Origin of the sequence: Nocardia implantans, from assembly GCF_035544775.1 — a bacterium.
Classification (GTDB): domain Bacteria; phylum Actinomycetota; class Actinomycetes; order Mycobacteriales; family Mycobacteriaceae; genus Nocardia; species Nocardia implantans.
In genome coordinates, this window is the sequence record NZ_JAYKYQ010000001.1 from 409555 (window position 1) to 426589 (window position 17035).

The 17035-nt window shown below is 70.2% G+C and carries 12 protein-coding genes and 1 riboswitch; of the genes, 8 read left to right on the forward strand and 4 right to left on the reverse strand.

Annotated features, from left to right (window positions below; genetic code table 11):
• Positions 1-341 precede the first annotated feature (341 nt).
• The gene (locus tag U3653_RS01945) at positions 342-1319 is read left to right on the forward strand and encodes an NAD(P)H-dependent flavin oxidoreductase (RefSeq protein ID WP_195079507.1); all 978 of its coding nucleotides are present in this window, start codon (positions 342-344) and stop codon (positions 1317-1319) included.
• A 6-nt stretch (positions 1320-1325) separates the two neighbouring features.
• On the opposite strand, the gene U3653_RS01950 is transcribed toward U3653_RS01945, so the two are convergent.
• Positions 1326-2297 (reverse strand): MBL fold metallo-hydrolase, encoded by a 972-nt coding sequence (locus U3653_RS01950; RefSeq protein ID WP_323124337.1) that lies wholly within the window; start codon positions 2295-2297, stop codon positions 1326-1328.
• Between the two features lie 115 nt (positions 2298-2412).
• Between U3653_RS01950 and U3653_RS01955 the strand changes: the two genes are divergently transcribed.
• From U3653_RS01955 to U3653_RS01965, 3 genes are read left to right on the forward strand one after another with little or no spacing between them, the layout of a single operon-like run.
• Complete coding sequence (locus tag U3653_RS01955; protein ID WP_323124338.1) at positions 2413-2745, forward strand: acyl carrier protein; 333 nt, start codon at positions 2413-2415, stop codon at positions 2743-2745.
• Positions 2742-7799: a type I polyketide synthase gene (locus U3653_RS01960; protein ID WP_195079508.1), complete on the forward strand. Its 5058-nt coding sequence runs from the start codon at positions 2742-2744 to the stop codon at positions 7797-7799. The genes U3653_RS01955 and U3653_RS01960 overlap by 4 nt, the downstream gene beginning before the upstream one ends.
• Positions 7796-9619, forward strand: a complete 1824-nt coding sequence (locus U3653_RS01965; RefSeq protein ID WP_195079509.1) for a fatty acyl-AMP ligase — start codon at positions 7796-7798, stop codon at positions 9617-9619. Before U3653_RS01960 ends, U3653_RS01965 begins: the two co-directional genes overlap by 4 nt.
• A 15-nt stretch (positions 9620-9634) precedes the next feature.
• Here U3653_RS01965 and U3653_RS01970 read toward each other — a convergent pair whose 3' ends face one another.
• The 3 genes from U3653_RS01970 to U3653_RS01980 form a co-directional block, all read right to left on the reverse strand.
• Positions 9635-10039 carry an RNA-binding S4 domain-containing protein gene (locus tag U3653_RS01970; RefSeq protein WP_323124339.1) on the reverse strand — a complete coding sequence of 135 codons (405 nt, stop codon included), beginning with the start codon at positions 10037-10039 and terminating at the stop codon, positions 9635-9637.
• Positions 10040-10042: 3 nt separating this feature from the next.
• Positions 10043-10639 (reverse strand): C40 family peptidase, encoded by a 597-nt coding sequence (locus U3653_RS01975; RefSeq protein ID WP_195079510.1) that lies wholly within the window; start codon positions 10637-10639, stop codon positions 10043-10045.
• A gap of 78 nt (positions 10640-10717) precedes the next feature.
• A riboswitch (cyclic di-AMP (ydaO/yuaA leader) is annotated at positions 10718-10887 on the reverse strand.
• A 219-nt stretch (positions 10888-11106) separates the two neighbouring features.
• A complete protein-coding gene (locus tag U3653_RS01980; protein ID WP_195079511.1) occupies positions 11107-11364 on the reverse strand; it encodes a hypothetical protein in 258 nt (85 codons plus the stop codon).
• A gap of 168 nt (positions 11365-11532) precedes the next feature.
• Here U3653_RS01980 and U3653_RS01985 point away from each other — a divergent pair, with 168 nt between their 5' ends.
• The 4 genes from U3653_RS01985 to U3653_RS02000 all read left to right on the forward strand — a co-directional run bounded on the left by U3653_RS01985 (position 11533) and on the right by U3653_RS02000 (position 16585).
• Positions 11533-12714 carry a DUF8462 domain-containing protein gene (locus U3653_RS01985; RefSeq protein ID WP_195079512.1) on the forward strand — a complete coding sequence of 394 codons (1182 nt, stop codon included), beginning with the start codon at positions 11533-11535 and terminating at the stop codon, positions 12712-12714.
• A gap of 160 nt (positions 12715-12874) precedes the next feature.
• Positions 12875-14830: an acyl-CoA dehydrogenase family protein gene (locus tag U3653_RS01990; RefSeq protein ID WP_195079513.1), complete on the forward strand. Its 1956-nt coding sequence runs from the start codon at positions 12875-12877 to the stop codon at positions 14828-14830.
• 313 nt (positions 14831-15143) lie between these two features.
• Entirely contained in the window at positions 15144-16106 is a 963-nt protein-coding gene (locus U3653_RS01995) for an alpha/beta fold hydrolase (RefSeq protein ID WP_195079514.1), read from the forward strand.
• Positions 16107-16297: 191 nt separating this feature from the next.
• Positions 16298-16585, forward strand: a complete 288-nt coding sequence (locus tag U3653_RS02000) for an Rv0250c family protein (protein ID WP_195079515.1) — start codon at positions 16298-16300, stop codon at positions 16583-16585.
• Positions 16586-17035 lie beyond the last annotated feature (450 nt).

The following is a 17035-nucleotide window of genomic DNA, read 5'->3' on the forward strand; positions in this document are numbered from 1 at the left end:
GCCACGAACTCCTCTCGGACCGCCATCGGCCCGCCGGGATGTCCGACGGCGGCGACGGGCTGAATCGCGTGCAGAATAACAACTAACTTAAACGCCCGGCAAGAGATTGCGGAATGAATCGGGGTTAATCAGCCCGACCGGGGTCACACGCACGGGTCCGGATCTTCTAGCAGGCCATTTGCGTAACTGTACGCCGATGACGAAGGCGAAGCAGCGTCGAGGAAGATCATCGAATATGCGAACGTCGGCTCACTTGTGAGTTGAAGGCGGAGCGATTCTCGTGTCACCATCGACGCCAACGGGCGAACCGGCACGCCCGCGCGAGGTATAGGAGAAGCGCAATGCTGCGGACCAGGTTCACCGAGAAGTTCGGGGTGGAGCACCCGATCGTCCAGGGCGGCATGATGTGGGTCGGGCGGGCCGAGCTCGTCGCGGCCGTCGCCAACGCGGGCGGGCTCGGCTTCATCACGGCCCTGACCCAGCCGACCCCCGACGACCTGCGCCGCGAGATCGCGCGCACCAGGGAGCTGACCGACAAGCCGTTCGGCGTGAACGTCACCATCCTGCCGTCGATCAACCCGCCGCCGTACGCGGAATACGTGCAGGCCATCATCGACAGCGGGGTCAAGATCGTCGAGACGGCGGGAAGCAACCCCGAGCCGTTCCTGCCCTACTACAAGGACGCGGGCATCAAGGTGCTGCACAAGTGCACCAGCGTGCGGCACGCGCTGAAGGCCGAGCGGATCGGTGTGGACGGGGTGAGCATCGACGGCTTCGAATGCGCGGGCCATCCCGGTGAGGACGACGTTCCCGGCCTGGTGCTCATCCCGGCCGCCGCGCGGGAGCTGAGCATCCCGATGATCGCCTCCGGCGGCATCGCCGATGCCCGGGGCTTGGTCGCCGCGCTCGCCCTCGGCGCAGACGGCGTCAACATGGGCACCCGGTTCCTGTGCACGCAGGAGTCCTCGATCGATCAGAAGGTCAAGGAGAAGATCGTCGCGAACTCCGAGCGCGACACCCAGCTCATCTTCCGCACCATGCGCAACACGGCGCGGGTGGCGGACAACGAGATCAGCCGCAAGGTCGTCGAGATCGAGAAGTCCGGCGGCACCTTCGACGACGTGCGGGATCTGGTGGCGGGAGCGCGCGGCCGCCGCGTGTTCGAAGAGGGCGACCTGGACGCGGGCATCTGGTCGGTCGGCCTGTGCCAGGGCCTGATCCACGACATTCCGACCTGCGCCGAGCTGATCGGCCGCATGGTCACCGAGGCCGAGGAGCTGATCACCGCTCGCCTGGCCGAGACCGTGGTGGTGGGCTGACCCGCGCTACCGGGCCGCGCGGGCGGTGACGGCCGCGTAGTCGTGGCTCGCGACGAGTTCGATGCCGTCGGGCAGCGCGTGCAGGCGGTGGATCGTGGTGAAGGCGGCGTCCCGGTCGGCGTCGAACAGCTTGCCCGGCATCGGCGCCTTCTCCCGCAGCAGATCGACCTGCAACTTGCTCCAGACGGCGTCGCCCGCGAACAGCACGCGGGTGCCGTCGTCCACCGCGAGCAGCACGCCGATGCTGCCCGGGGTGTGGCCCGCGAGATCCACCAGCAGCACCGAACCGTCGCCGAACAGGTCCTTGCTGCGCGGGAAGGTCAGCACCGGGGGGCCGTCCAACTCGAAACGGTCGAAACGGCGCCCCCGCAGCGGGCCGCGCGCCACACCGGCCGGCGCGTGCGGGCCGCCCATCGCCCAGTCGTACTCGACTCCGGGCAAGCGGATCTCCACCGAAGCGGGCAGCTCGAGCAGGCCGGAGACATGATCCCAGTGCAGGTGGGTCGGCACCACGAAATCGATGTCCTCGCCCGCCAGGTCGTGTGCCGCGAGCGCGTCGGACAGCCCGAGCACCGGCTTGTCCGGCGCGACGAGCAGCGGTACCGGGAACGGCAGTTCGGGCAGCACCCGCTCGTGCACGCCCGCGCACAGGGCGGGATCGACCAGGAAACGCGCCTTCGGATGCTCGACCAGGAACGCCGCCATCGACAGCCGCATCGCCCGCAGGCTGCGCACGCCCTCGGCCACGATCGTGGTCGGCGCGGACATGGTGGCCTGCGTCAGCACGGTCAGCCCGACCGTGGCGCCCGGGGCGGGCGGCGGCACCACTTCGAGGTTCGCCAGCAGGGCCGTGTCGGGGCGGCGCGGCCGCAACAACCGGCCCGGCGTGGCCGCCAGCGCGGCGCAGCAGCGCAGCAGGGTGGGCAGAGTCGGCGTGCGCTCGGCACGGGTGGCGGCACCGCTGTCCGGTTCGGTCACGATGCCACGGTATGTGATCACGCCGGTTCGCGAAAGAGCCGGGCAGGCAGCGGATATGCGTCCTTGCTCAGGGCCGATTCTCCGGCATAATCGCGGGGGTACCGTTCTCGAGCGGGTGACGACAGCCGGGGAGACGGGGAGGGAGGACGCGATGCGGCCCGGTCTTCCGGACGGGCACGGTGGTGCACAGCAGCACGACGGTTCGCTCGGCGGTAGCCGACGCACCGCGCTGACTCGCGCCGCCGTCCTGGCGGTAGCGGATCTACTAGGCGTCGACGCCGCCTCGGTGTCGACCAACTCGCCCTTTTCCGATCTCGGCCTCGGTTCCACCCAACTCGCGAGGCTGACCGCCCATCTCGAGGACGCCATGGGAGTCGAGGTTCCGCTGACCGCGATCTACGACCATCCGGACATCGAGCAGCTTGTCGAGTATCTCGCGATGCGATGAGCAGCGCGGCTACTGCTTCCGTCGGCTCGCATCCCCCCGTCTCCATCATCGGCATCGGCTGCCGGCTGCCGGGAGCGGCGAGCGTCGCCGAGTTCTGGCAGCTGTTGACCGAGGGCACAGACGCCACGTCCACCCCGCCCGCCGGGCGGCTGGGCGCGCGGCGTGGCGGGTACCTCCGCGATGTCGAGTCCTTCGACAACGACTGGTTCGGCATCTCCGACCGCGAGGCCGCGGTGATGGACCCGCAACAGCGGCTCGCGCTGGAAGTCGCGATCGAAGCGCTCGACGACGCGGGGATCGGCTATCGCACGCGGGGCTCCGGCGCGGCCGTCGTCTTCGGCGCGTCGGGGTACGACCACGGCATCGCGGTGCTCGGCCGGGCGGGCCACGACGCCCCCTTCGCGGTGACCGGGTCGGCGCTCAGCATCATCGCCAATCGATTGTCGTACGTGCTCGACCTGCACGGGCCGAGCCTGGTGCTCGACAGCGCCTGCTCGTCCTCGCTCGCCGCGGTCGACCTCGCGGTCCGGCTGCTCGCCGACGACGCCGTGCCGTTCGCCATCGTGGGCGGCGTCAATCTCGTTCTGCTGGAACACACTTCGAACTATCTGGCCGAGGGTGGCTTCCTCTCACCCGGCGGGCGGTCGACACCGTTCGACGTCTCCGCCGACGGCTACACCCGCGGCGACGGCTGCGCCGTGGTGATTCTGCAGCGCAGCGCGGACGCGATACGCGAGGGCAACCGGGTGTACGCGGAGATCGCCGGAAGCGCCGTGGGATCGGACGGACGCTCCAACGGCATCTACGCGCCGAACGGACGCGCGCAGCAGGAGACGCTGCGCGCGGCGTGGGCGCGGGCCGGATGCCCGCCGAGCAGCGCGGACTACATCGAATGCCACGGCACCGGAACGCCTTTGGGCGACGCGGTGGAGGTCGGCGCGCTCGCAGCCGCGCTCGGCGACGGCGCGGACGGTCCGGTCTGGATCGGTTCGGTGAAGTCGAACATCGGTCATCTGGAGGCCGCCGCCGGAATCACCGGGATGGTGAAGACCGCGCTGTCCATCCACCACGGGGTGATCGCCCCGACGATCAACGTGCACACCGAGCACCCGCTGCTGCGTCTGGCCGAGCGCGGCCTGCGCGTACCCACCGAGCCGGTGGACTGGAGCCGGGTGCCCGCGCCGGAGCGCGTCGCCGGCGTCAGCTCGTTCGGATTCGGCGGCACGATCGCGCACCTCGTGCTCCGCGGCGTCGCGCGGACCCGGTCGGAAAACGACGCGCGCTTCCCGATCCTGCTCCCGCTCACCGCACGCGACGACGAGGAACTGCGCGAACGCGCGCTGCGACTGGCCGACGAACTGGACCGGGCGCGGCCGTCCCTGCCCGAGTGGGCCGCCGCGTCGGCGCGAGCGCTGCCCGAGCAGGCCAGGGCCGCGATCCTCGCGCACGATCACGCCGACGCGGTGCACCGGTTGCGCACGCTCGGAGGCGGCGACGCGGCGCTCGGCATCGTGGCCAACCGTCGCCGTGGCGGGCTGCTGTTCCTCTTCTCGGGACAGGGCGGCCAGCATCCCGAGATGGGCCGGGCGCTGGCGGCGCGGTACCCGGTCTTCGCCGCCGCGCTCGCCGAGGCGACCGACGCGATCGTGACGGCGGGCGGACCGCGGGTCTGGACGCCGCGGCACGGTTTCACCGCCGCGGGCGAGACGCAGGCCACCGACCTGGTGCAGCCCGCGTTGTTCGTCTTCCAGGTGGCATTGGTGAAACTGCTGGCGGCGTGGGGCATCCGGCCCGATGCGGTGGCGGGTCACAGTCTCGGCGAGATCGCGGCGGCTGCGGTGAGCGGCGCGCTGAGCCTCGCGGACGCGGCGCGCGTGGTGGTGCTGCGCAGCGCGACCTTGGCGCATCTGGACGGGCGGGGCGCGATGGCGGTGCTGGAGGCGGCGCCGCAGGACGCGGCCAAACTCGTGGAGCCGATGCGGTCGGAAGTGGCCGTAGCCGCGATCAACGGCCCGAGGTCGGTGGTCGTGTCCGGCACACCGCGCTATATCGACACGCTGGTGCGGCGGGCCACGCGGCGCGGAATTTTCGCGCGCAGGCTCGCGGTCGACTTCGCCGCGCACAGTCCGCAGGTCACCACCGTGCTCGCGCCTTTCGTCGCGGCGTTGAGCGAGATAACCCCGCTTGCGCCACGGCTGCCGGTGTATTCGACGGCGCGGCGCGGCGCGAAACTCACCACCGCCGCGATGGACCGCGACTACTGGGCGGAGAACGCCGCGGGCACGGTGCAATTGGCGGCCGCGCTGGAGCGTGCGGCCGAAGACGGCATCTCCACCGTGGTGGAAATCGGCCCGCATCCGGTGTTGCCGGCGGCGGTGCGAGAGTATCCGGACTTCCGCGACGGCACGCATGCCGTGGCACTGCGCGACGACGAGGTGAGCGGCTTCCTGACCGGCGTGGCCGGGTTGTACCTGGAGGGGAGGCCGATCGACTGGTCCGCGCTCGGCGCCTTCGGCACGCCGGCGCCGCGGCGATGGCGCAAGCGGAGATTTCCGCTGCTGACGGCCGGGCCGGCGAGCGCGCATGTCCCCGAATCCGCCTTCACGGCAGAGGATCTGACCGACCACGTAGTGCAGGGTGACAACATCGTGCCCGCCGTCTTCTGGCTGCGAAGACTGCTGCGACTGGCCGGGGACACCGTCGGCTCGGCCACCCTGGCGGACTTCGCCGTGCACGAGAAGACCGATCCGGGCGTCCTGCCCGAGGTCGTCTATCGCGGGCCCGGCGTGGAGGAAAGCGTGCGGGCGGAGGTCACGGGCACCGGGACGCTGGCTTCGGCCCGGCCCGCCGGTGACCCCACACCCGCGGATATCGTCGCATGGATGCGGGTGGTCGACGCAAACCGGGCCGCTCGGCATCACATGCGCGTCATCACCACCGGCGTCTTCTATCAGGAATTGCGCCGCAGGCGGCTGGAGTACGGTCCCCGGTTCCGCACACTGCGCGGCATCGCCGCGGGCGCCGGACGCGCGCTCGGCCTGTTCGACGCCGCCGAATTGCATCGCACCGCGACGCTGGACGGCTGCCTGCACGTGCTCGCCGCCGCGGTGTTCGACGAATTGCCCACGACGTCGATACCGCTGCCCATCGGCATCGACTCGGCCTGGCTGTCGCGTGAACCCGATCGCCACGTGCTCGAGGTGCACGCCCTGGTCCGCGAGCGCGGCGACACCGGACTGATCGGCGACGTCATCGCGACCGACCAGCACGGTGTGCCCTGTCTGGCTCTGTCCGGTGTACGCATTCGCTACGCCGATCCCGCTGACGAGGACGGGCTCGGCGTCCTGCGCACCGCGCCCGCCGGAAACGCGACGCGCAAAGCGCCCTTCCGCCAGGAGACCTGGGAGTCACGCGACCTCCGTTCGCTCGGCGACGCGCCTGAAACCCGCGTACGAAGGGCGGTGGTGGTCGGCGCCTCCGACCTCGCCGTCCGGCTCGCTCGCGCGCTCGACGCCGAGCTGCCGACCGAACGGATCGCGCGCGAGCCGGACGACGCGAGCCCGCTGGTCGGTGCGGTGCTGGCCGGGCGCACCGGAGGCCACGCCGTGGTGGCCGTCTGGCCCAACGGTTCCGGCGCGAGCGAGGGTGATGACGTCGCGGCGGCGGCCGGTCGTGTCCTCGAACTGCTGCAACTGATCGCCGCCCACGACGCCACCGCTTCCGTGACAGTCGTACTGCCGCAGGCGGACACGGCCCGCTCACCTTCGCGGTCCGATGAAGCCACGGTGACGGCCTCGGTCGTCCCCGCGGCCATCGCCGGGCTGGTGCGCTCGCTGCAACTGGAGACCGGTCGCACGGTGCGCCTGGTCTGGGCCGATCCCGATCCGAGGAACCTGCCGCTGCTCACCCGTCTCGTGACGACCACCGACAGCGCCGTGCCCGACGAGCTGCGCCTGTCGGCGGGCGAGATCGCGGTGCGGCGCTTCACGCCCGCGCGGCCGCGCGCCGTGCCCGCCGTCGGCATCGACGCGAACGGAACCTACGTCGTCACCGGCGGGCTCGGCACGCTCGGCTCGGTCGCCGTGCGCTGGTTGCTCGACGCGGGCGCGCGCGACGTGGTGGTGCTGACCAGGGCGCCGCGCCCGGTGCCCGCCCTGCTCGACGGCTTGGAGGACCGCATCGTCGTGGTGCGCTGCGACGCCGCCGACCGGGACGACCTGGCCAACGCGCTCAGTGACATCAGGGCCTCCGACTCGGTGATTCGCGGCGCCGTGCACGCGGCGGGCGTGCTCGAGGACGCCGAGTTCGACACGATCACCACGGGGCAGCTGGCCAGAACGTTCCTGCCCAAATCCACTGCCGCAGGCAATCTGATCGAGCTCACCGCGACCGACGCCACCGATTTCGTGTTGTTGTTCTCCTCGGCCACCGGCGCGCTCGGTGCGCCGGGCCAGGCAGCGTACGCCGCCGCCAACGCGGCGATGGACGCTCTCGCCCAGCGTGATCCGGGTAGACGGATCGTGAGCGTCGGCTGGGGGCTCTGGGATTCCGGCCTCGCCGCGGCGGCGGGCGGCGCGAACCATCTCCGGCGTGCGGGCGTCGGCGCGTTCGACCTGCCGGGCGGAAGCGCCATACTGTCCCAGGTCCTGCGCTATGACGGCCCATACCTGCTGGCACTGGAGCACACGCCGACGACAGACACTTCCCCGATCGCGATGCGATTGACGAATCTGCTGGCGCCCGTATCCCGTTCCGATCCCGCGCCCGCGCCGGCCGCGAGCGAGCGCACACCCGAGCCCGCCGAACCACTGACCACGATCATCCGCCGCATCCTGGCGAGCACGCTCGACCTGCCCGCCGAGCATATCGACCCCGCGGCCGACTTCAACGACCTAGGACTCAGCTCGCTGCTCGCGATCGAGATGCGGCGAAACCTGGAAGCGCGCCTGCGCGTCCGGATCGCGACCGCCGAGTTGTTCAAGCACCCCACCATCACCGCTCTCGGCGCCGCCCTGCTGGATCGGGTCGCCGCGAACACCGGAGACACCTCGTGACCCACGCCGACCACCCGGCGGCCAACGGTCTCGCCACATCGGTGGCCGCATGGGCCGCCACCCGGCCGGACGAGCCGGCCTTCACCGAATTGCGTTTCCGCGTCCACGACCGCAAGCCCGTCACGCTGACCTACGCGCGCTTGCATGCGGCGGCGGGCGCGCTGGCCGCGCGGCTGCGGCAGGAGGGCGCCCCCGGCGACCGGGTGGGCATCCTCTGCGCGCACGGCGTCGACTACGCGGTGGCGTTTCTCGCCTGCCTGTACAGCAATCGGGTCGCAGTGCCGCTGTTCCCGGCCGCGGGCGCGCGCAACCGCGACCGCCTGCATGCCGTCTTGGCCGATGCCAGGCCCACGCTCGCCCTGCTCTCCGCGCACGACGAGATCACCGCACCAATCCTGGGCGACGCCCTCGGCCGCGTGCTCACCTTGCCCACGCATCCGGCTGTGCCGGAATGGGATTCGGCCGCGCACACCTCGGTGGCGACGGCGAGCACGGCCGCGCGCCGCGCGGGATCACCGGATACGCGGTTCGTCCCGCCGGGCGCGAATTCGCCCGCGCCGGTGATTGATCCGGTGTGCGACGAGCTGGCCTATGTGCAGTACACCTCCGGATCGACGAAGTCGCCCGCGGGCGTCCGGGTCACCCACGAGAACCTCGCGGCGGCGTTGACGCAGCTCGGGTACGCCGTGTCGGTCGCGAAGGACAGGCCGATCGTGACCTGGTTGCCGTTCTTCCACGACATGGGTCTGATCCTCGGCCTTTCGCTGCCGCTGTTCCTCGGCGTGCACGGCATCACGCTGGCTCCGGCGGAGTTCGTGAAGCGCCCCGTCCGCTGGCTGCGCGCGATCGCCGACTATCGCGCAGGCACCACGGGATGCCCCAACTTCGGATTGCAGCTCGCGGTGTCGGGCACCACCCCCGCCGAACGCGCCGGGCTGGACCTGTCCGGATTGGACCTCGTGCTCAACGGCTCGGAGCCGGTCCGCGCCGACGCACTCGCCGAGTTCACCGAGACCTTCGCTCCGTACGGATTCCGTCATCACGCGCACACCCCCGGCTTCGGCCTGGCCGAGGCCACCCTGACGGTCACCATCTGCGATCAGCGCGAGGACCCGGTATGGCACCGTTTCGACCGGGCCGCACTGTCGGAAGGACGCGCGGTCGTGCAGCTGGCGGACACGTCCGAAACCACGGAGGGCGTGTCGCTGGTCGGGTGCGGCGCACCCGCCGGACAGCAGGTGCGGATCGTCGACCCGATGACCGGGGCCGTGCTGCCCGCCGGACGCGTCGGCGAGATCTGGGTGGCCGGCGACAATGTGTGCGACGGATACGCGGGCAGACCGGATGCCACGGCGGAGGTGTTCGGCGCCACGGTGCCGGGAAGCGCCGCCCGCTGGCTGCGCACCGGCGATCTCGGGTTCCAGTACGACGGCCAGCTCTACATCGCGGGCCGCCGCAAGGACGTCATCGTGGTGGACGGGCGCAATCACTATCCCGCCGACATCGAGGCGACGGTGCAGGCATGCGCGCCCGAGATCCGGCCCGGGCACGTGACGGCGTTCGGGTACGACGACGGGCTGCGCGAAGACCTGGTCGTGGTGGCCGAACTCGGTGCCGTCGATGGCCGCGAGCCGCTCGAACTCTTCGCTTCAGCCCGGCGCATCCGCACCGCGGTTGCCGCGACTCACGAGGTGATGCCCGGTGCGGTACTTCTTGTTGAGCCGGGACGAATCCCCAAGACCAGCAGCGGAAAACTCCGCCGCGGCGAATGCAGGGCGCGTTACCTGGCGGGCCGCCTCGATCCGGTGGCCATGATCTGACCACCCTGCTTCCGTTCAGTGCTCGTCTCGACCCATGAGACGGTCGGTCTCGCGACGCTCACGCTTGGTCGGCCGTCCCGCACCGCGGTCGCGGCGGGGCAAGCTCGCCAGGATTTCGCGCGGGGGCGGAGGCGGACTGCGATCGATCAGGCACTGCGCGGCGATCGGAGCGCCGACGCGCTTGGTGATGATCCGCTCCACGATGACGATGCGCTCGATGCCGCCCACACGGACGCGCACCTCGTCACCGGTACGCACCGGCTGCGCGGGCTTGGCCGTCGCGCCGTTCACCCGGACATGCCCGCCACGGCAGGCCTCCGCGGCAGCGGACCTGGTTTTGAACAGGCGCACCGCCCAGGTCCACGAATCGACGCGGGCCTGGGTCGCGGTGCTTTGGATGCCGGATTCGGCGCGGGCCACTCGTTAGACGATACGGCGTGCGGTGACCACCATGTCGGGGCGCAGCGGCGTGTAGGACACCGGCGTACCCGTCTGTACGGCGTTCAGGAGCTTGTTGTCGCCCGCGTAGATGCCGACGTGACCGCCGCCGTTGGTGATGACGATGTCGCCCGGCTTCAGCTCGTTGTAGGCGACCGGAGCGCCGACGTGCGACTGCTCGAAGCTGGTGCGGGGCAGCTCGACGCCCGCCTGGCGGAACGCCCACTGGACCAGACCCGAGCAGTCGAAGGAACGGGGACCCGCCGCGCCCCAGGAGTACTGGGCGCCGACCTTGGTCTTGGCGGCGTCGAGGGCGATGTCGCCCGGGCTGTTGTTCTGCTGCTGGCCGAACAGGCCCGGCAGCATGGGCGCGAAATTGGGGGCCTGGGGAGCGACCTCTTGCGGCGCCTGGGCAGGGGCGGCGGGAACGGCCGCGAGCGCCTGCTGGATCTGCTGATTGAGCTGCTGAACCGGCTGTTCCCACTCCTGCGGAACGTCGAAATTGCCGACACCGGGAACGTTGATGGTCGCGGCCATGGCCGGAATCGCAGGCATGGCGCCGGTCGCGGCCACCGCACCCATGACAATCGCGCCCTTGACGGAATTCGGAACCCGAGAATCCCGTTGCAAGCTGTGTTTACCCACCGAGCTACGTCTCCGATCTTACTGCTCTCCCGCCGACCGGGTTAGCTGACGGGTTCGGGCCGGGAGAGCGGCCCTACCTCGCGGCCGGAATCGGCCTCGAGGATTCACCCCAGACGAACCTGTGGGTCCCCGGCACGACAGCCGAGACCGATTGGCCCCGACAGCCGTTAAGGCGGTAACTAGTGGCGCCGTTTCTCTTACGAAGCGACTGGTTCCACTAAGTCACGAAGAGATTACGGTGCCGACGCGATGTTGTCCAGCGCACAGAGCTGCATCTTTTCCATCACGGCGGGAACGCCGATCGGATCGGCGGAAAATCGCCGTCGGGCGAAGGTCACGAAGCGGTCTCGCCGCCCTGGGCGAGGACACCGAACGGGGACGCCTCGCCTGTCCAACCGCCCGGCTCAGCGTCGCGTCCCGTGCACCGCGCGTTCGAGTTCGTCGATCCTGCGGCGCGCCTCGGCCAGCTCGACCTCCAGCTTGCCGAGCGCCATGACCAGCGGACCGACCGCGAGATCGGCGACCAGCTGGGGATCGTCGTAGCCGCGCTCGATCGCGATGAGGATGTTGGACCGGATGCGCTCGGCCACCGTGGCGCCCGCCGGAACGTTCCAGGATCCGACCACCTCGGCGAGGTCAGCGGTAGGTGGTTCGTCGGACATGCCCCTCCGTTCCCGCGCCGCCCTGCCGCGCGACCATTCTGGCGAACCGCCACCAGCCTAGAGAACCGGCGGCGAGAGCAATAGTGCAATACGAAACGCTAAGGCTTTCTAGAACACGCCGTAGATGCGCCCAGATTATCCGGACGAAACGCGCTACGGTGTCGGGGCATGGACCCCGTGCGGAACCCGTATGCCCCCGGCGCGGGACAGCGCCCGCCCGAATTGGCCGGGCGCGACAAACAACTCACGGCTTTCGACATCGTGCTCGAACGCGTCGCGCGTGGTCGGCCGGAACGCAGCGTCATGCTGACCGGCCTGCGCGGCGTCGGGAAGACGGTGCTGCTCAACCAACTTCGCTCGGCCGCGATATCGCGAGGTTGGGGCACCGGCAAGATCGAGGCGCGTCCGGACCAGGAACTGCGCCGCCCACTGTCCTCGGCGCTGCACATGGCTGCGCGTGCGATCGCGACGGCGCACCGCAATCCGGAACGGGTGGACGACTTCCTCGGCATACTCAAGGCTTTCGCGCTGCGGGCCACCGCGGACAAGGGCATGCGGGAGCGCTGGCAGCCCGGCATCGACGTCCCCGCGGTGAGCGGCAGGGCCGATTCCGGCGACATCGAGATCGATCTGGTGGAACTCCTGGTGGAGGCCGCGGCACTGGCCGCAGACATCGGCGTCGGCATCGCGATCTTCATCGACGAGATGCAGGATCTGGGTCCCGCCGACATCTCCGCGATCTGCGGCGCGTGCCACGAACTGAGCCAGGACGCCGCGCCGCTGATCGTGGTCGGCGCGGGCCTGCCCCACCTGCCCGCGGTGCTGTCCGCCTCGAAGAGCTATTCGGAGCGACTATTCAGCTATCACCGCATCGACCGCTTGGACCGGGAATCCGCCGATCAAGCGCTGATCGCGCCCGCCCGGCGCGAGGACGTGAAATTCACCGACGAGGCGCTGGACGCGCTGTACAGCAAGGCGGATGGCTACCCGTATTTCGTACAGGCTTACGGCAAGGCCGTGTGGGATCAGGCGCCGGAGAGCCCGATCACGGCCGAGGACGTGGAGGTGGCATCGCCCGCGGCCGAGGAAGAGCTCGCGGTCGGGTTCTTCGGTTCCCGCTACGAGCGGGCTACGCCCGCCGAGCGGGAGTACATGCGGGCGATGGCCGACCTGTCCGGCGACGACGGCCCGGTGGCGACCGCGGCGGTGGCCAACGAACTCGGCCGCAAGCCCGCTTCGCTCTCACCCGCCCGCGACGGCCTGATCAAGAAAGGTCTCATCTACTCCGCGGAGCGCGGCACGATCGGGTTCACGGTGCCGCATTTCGGCCGGTATCTGCGCTCGGTCTGAGCCGGGCCGGCCCTGCGGGCAGCGGTGGATTGCTGCCTATTCGCCCCTCTTTCAAGATCGCTAGATATTCGTAGATTTATCTCGACCAGCGGGCCTACCGGTGAGTAACAAACCCTCCTACACTCGAATGTGATCCTGATCACGCCCGAGGGAGGACATCATGGCGACAGCCGCGAAAGTCGACGCCACCGAAGAACAGGCCCGCGCACTGGTCGAGGAGTCCCGCGAAACGAGCTGGGCCAAACCGTCCTTCGCCAAGGAGATGTTCCTTGGGCGTTTCCGGCTCGACCTGATCCACCCGTATCCGCAGCCCGGCCCCGAGGATGCCGAGCGCACCGAAGCGTTCCTGTCCCGGCTGCGCACGCTGTGCGAGTCCATGGACGGGTCGGTGATCGAAGCGGAGGGCCGGATCCCGGACAAGTACGTCAAGGGCTTGGCCGAACTCGGCTGCTTCGGCCTGAAGATCCCGCAATCGTACGGCGGACAAGGGCTGTCCCAGTTCGGCTACAACCGAGCGCTGATGCTGGTCGGCTCGACGCACCCGAGCCTCGGCGTCCTGCTCTCCGCGCATCAGTCCATCGGGGTGCCCGAGCCGCTCAAACTGGCTGGCACCGACGAGCAGAAGGCCGAGTTCCTGCCCCGCTGCGCGGCCGGGGCGGTCAGCGCGTTCCTGCTCACCGAGCCCGACGTCGGCTCCGATCCTGCCAGGATGGCCAGCACCGCGACGCCGACCGACGACGGTGAGGCCTACCTGCTCAACGGCGTGAAGCTGTGGACGACCAACGGCGTGGTCGCCGAGCTGCTGGTGGTGATGGCGCGCGTGCCCAAGAGCGAGGGGCATCGCGGCGGCATCTCGGCGTTCGTGGTCGAGGCCGACTCACCGGGCATCACCGTCGAGCGCCGCAACTCCTTCATGGGCCTGCGCGGCATCGAGAACGGCCTGACCCGTATGCACGACGTCCGGGTGCCGAAGCGCAACCTGATCGGCCGGGAGGGCGACGGCCTCAAGATCGCGCTCACCACGCTGAACGCGGGCAGGCTCGCCATTCCGGCGTTGTGCACCGCCGCCGCCAAGTGGTCACTGAAGATCGCGCGGGAGTGGAGCACCCAGCGGGTGCAGTGGGGCAGGCCGGTGGGCGAGCACGCGGCCGTGGGCCAGAAGATCGCGTTCATCGCGGCGACCACGTTCGCGCTGGAAGCGGCGCTGGATCTGTCGGCGACCATGTCCGACGAGGGCCGCAACGACATCCGGATCGAGGCGGCGCTGGCCAAGCTGTGGGCCAGCGAGATGAGCTGCCGGATCGCCGACGAACTCGTGCAGATCCGCGGCGGCCGCGGCTACGAGACGGCGGCGTCGCTCGCCGCGCGGGGCGAACGGGCCGTCCCCGCCGAACAGTTGGTGCGCGATCTGCGGATCAATCGCATCTTCGAAGGGTCCAGCGAGATCATGCGGCTGCTGATCGCCAGGGAGATGGCCGACGCGCACATGGCGGCGGCGGGCGCGCTGGTCGACCGCAAGGCCGAGTTCAAGGACAAGGCGAAGGCCGCGGTCGGCGCGACGGGTTTCTACGCCAAGTGGTTCCCGCAGCTCGCGGTCGGCGCGGGTACGGTGCCAGCGGCCTACACCGAGTTCGGGGTGCTGGCCCGGCATCTGCGCTTCGTCGAGCGCAGTGCGCGCAAGCAGGCCAGGTCGCTGATGTACGCGATGGGCCGCTGGCAGGCGGGGCTGGAGTACCGGCAGAACTTCCTCGGCCGGATCGTCGACATCGGCGCCGAGCTGTTCGCGATGTCGGCGGCCTGCGTGCGCGCCCATGCCTTGCGTGCCGCGGACGCGCCGGAGGGCAAGGCGGCCGAAGAACTGGCCGACACCTTCTGCAGGCAGTCGCGGCTGCGCGTGCGCGAGTTGTTCGACGCGCTGTGGGAGAACACCGACGACGACGACCGCACCCTGACCCGCGGCGTGCTCGACGGCCGCTACGAATGGCTCGAGGACGGCGTGCTCGACCCGAGCGAGGGAACCGGCCCGTGGATCGCGGAGTGGCAGATGGGGCCGTCGACCGAGCAGAACCTCCTGCACCCGTTCCTGCCGTCCACACGCCCCGGCGCGAAGGCCTGAGTGGCAGCGGACCCGCCGCGCGCCCGTCAGTGGCCGGGGCGCGGCGGGCTTATCGCCCACTATTTGCCACTATTGAATTTTCCCTAGAAAGCCGCAGATTCTTCTCGCGGGTCGCGAACCAAGGTGGCCCGTTAGTGGTCAGCTAGCGTCCGTGGTTTTTCCTGTGCGCGTGGCGACAGCTGCCCCATCCACCGGCGGCGTCGGTTGGACAACGTGTGCGTAACGGCAGGTGTAGGGGGGTAACGGCGCGGAAATCCAGTTCGACAACTGGGCAGGAGACGCCGAACATGCGCCTCGCCCACAGGAGGGTGCCATGTCCACCACCATCGCCCGCCGCGCCGCCGATCACGACGGCCACCGCGTCACGGTGTCGGCCGCAGACGGTGTCCCCCTCGCGGTCCGCGTCTTCGGCGCCGACGACGCCCTCGCGAGCGTCGTCTTCGTGCACGGCCACTGCCTGCGCACCGAATCCTGGACCTCCTTGCGCCAGCACCTCCTGCGGCAGTGGGGCGACGACGTCAGGATGGTGTTCTACGACCATCGCGGCCACGGCGAGTCCGGGGCGGCGCATCCGTCGACCTACACCATCGAGCAACTCGGGCACGACCTCGACACCGTGCTGCGGACGGTCGCGCCGACCGGTCCGGTGATCCTGGTCGGCCACTCGATGGGCGCGATGGTCGTGCTCGCCTACGCGCGGCTCTACCCGCAGGCCATCGGCACGCGGATCGCGGGCGTCGGGTTGCTCGCCGGCGCGGCCGCCGGGATCACCGAGGCCGGGCTGGCGCGCCTGCTGCATCGGCGCGCGGTGAACTCGCTGCAAGCCGCCGTCACGCACGCCCCGCGGGTGATGCAGGCGTCCCGGCGCCTGACCCGCCGCCTCTTCGCGCCGATCCTGCGCGAGGCCGAATTCGGCGCCGGGAAGGTGAACCCGCGGATGGCCGCGCTGGCCACCGCGATGCTGAACGACACCCCGCTGGTGACCATGGCCGGATTCCTGCACTCGCTGATCACCTTCGACGAAACGGCGACCCTGCACCACCTCGGCGCCGTCCCCGCGCTGGTCCTTGCGGGTTCGGCCGACCTCATCTTCCCCTTCGCCCACTCCGTGGCGCTGGCCTCGCAGCTGGCCGGTGCCGAATTGGTCCGCCTGGAAGGGGCCGGGCACAGCGTGCTGCTCGAACGAGCCGACGAGGTCGCGCTGTCCATCGTCGGGCTCGCCGAGCGCGCGTTCGCCGTAGCGCGGCCCGACGCCGGCTACGCCGCCGCTGGCTGAGCTTCGGCAATCCGGCGGCAACCAGCGGATTTCTCCCTCGCACGAGCCAGGAACAAATTCTTTCGGTACTGTGTTGTAGATCACGTTGTGTGGTGGGTCACACGGCTGGGTGCAGCGCGGTCCAAGGCAAACGGGCAACCGTGCGTCACTGCACCGAGTTCGCATGTCCGCCAGGGAATCAGGAGGTATCGATGACTCGCAGCGAATTCGCGGAACTACGCTACGCGGTCGGCCAGCTCCGGCAATCCATCGGCGTACTCCGCAGCCAGTACGGTGACGCCAGCACGGTGCGGCGGTTGGAGAACGACCTCGAGCGGCTCGTCATCGACGCCGACGAACTCGAGCAGTCACCGCCGCCCGAGGTGCCGCGCCGGACGCAGGACGTCATCTACGTACCGGACAGCAAGTCCGACGAGGCCGCGTGGATGGGCGCGCAGGACGAGGGGCTGGGCTTCCACTCCCGTCCGCGGACGAAGTAGTCCCCGGTGGGCGGCGGGGTAGCCGCCCACCGCGGCGTCCATGCCCGCTACGGCGGCGCTCAGGGCTTCCATCCAGCGCCCACGCCGAGCGCGAAGACACGGCAACGCTGTGAGCGTTCTGAGCACGTCGGCGTTCGAGGCCGCACCGGCCCGCCGCGGCACACCGTGTGCCGCGTCCGTCACGGCGTCGGGCATGTCGCGTCCGCCCCGGGACAGGTCACGACAGGCCACGTCGCATCCACCGCGACACAGGTCACGACCCATCCGCCCCGGCATCGGGCATGCCGCGTCCGCCCCGGGACAGGTCACGCCGCCTCTGTCGCGGCACCTGCCGGGCGACGGTTGAAGAGGCAAATCCGGCGCTCCCATTCGCCCTGCTCGAAACTCATTTCGCTGCCTCGGACTTCGAAAAGTCCGGTTGGCCCGGAACTTCCGGGAGACATACCTGAG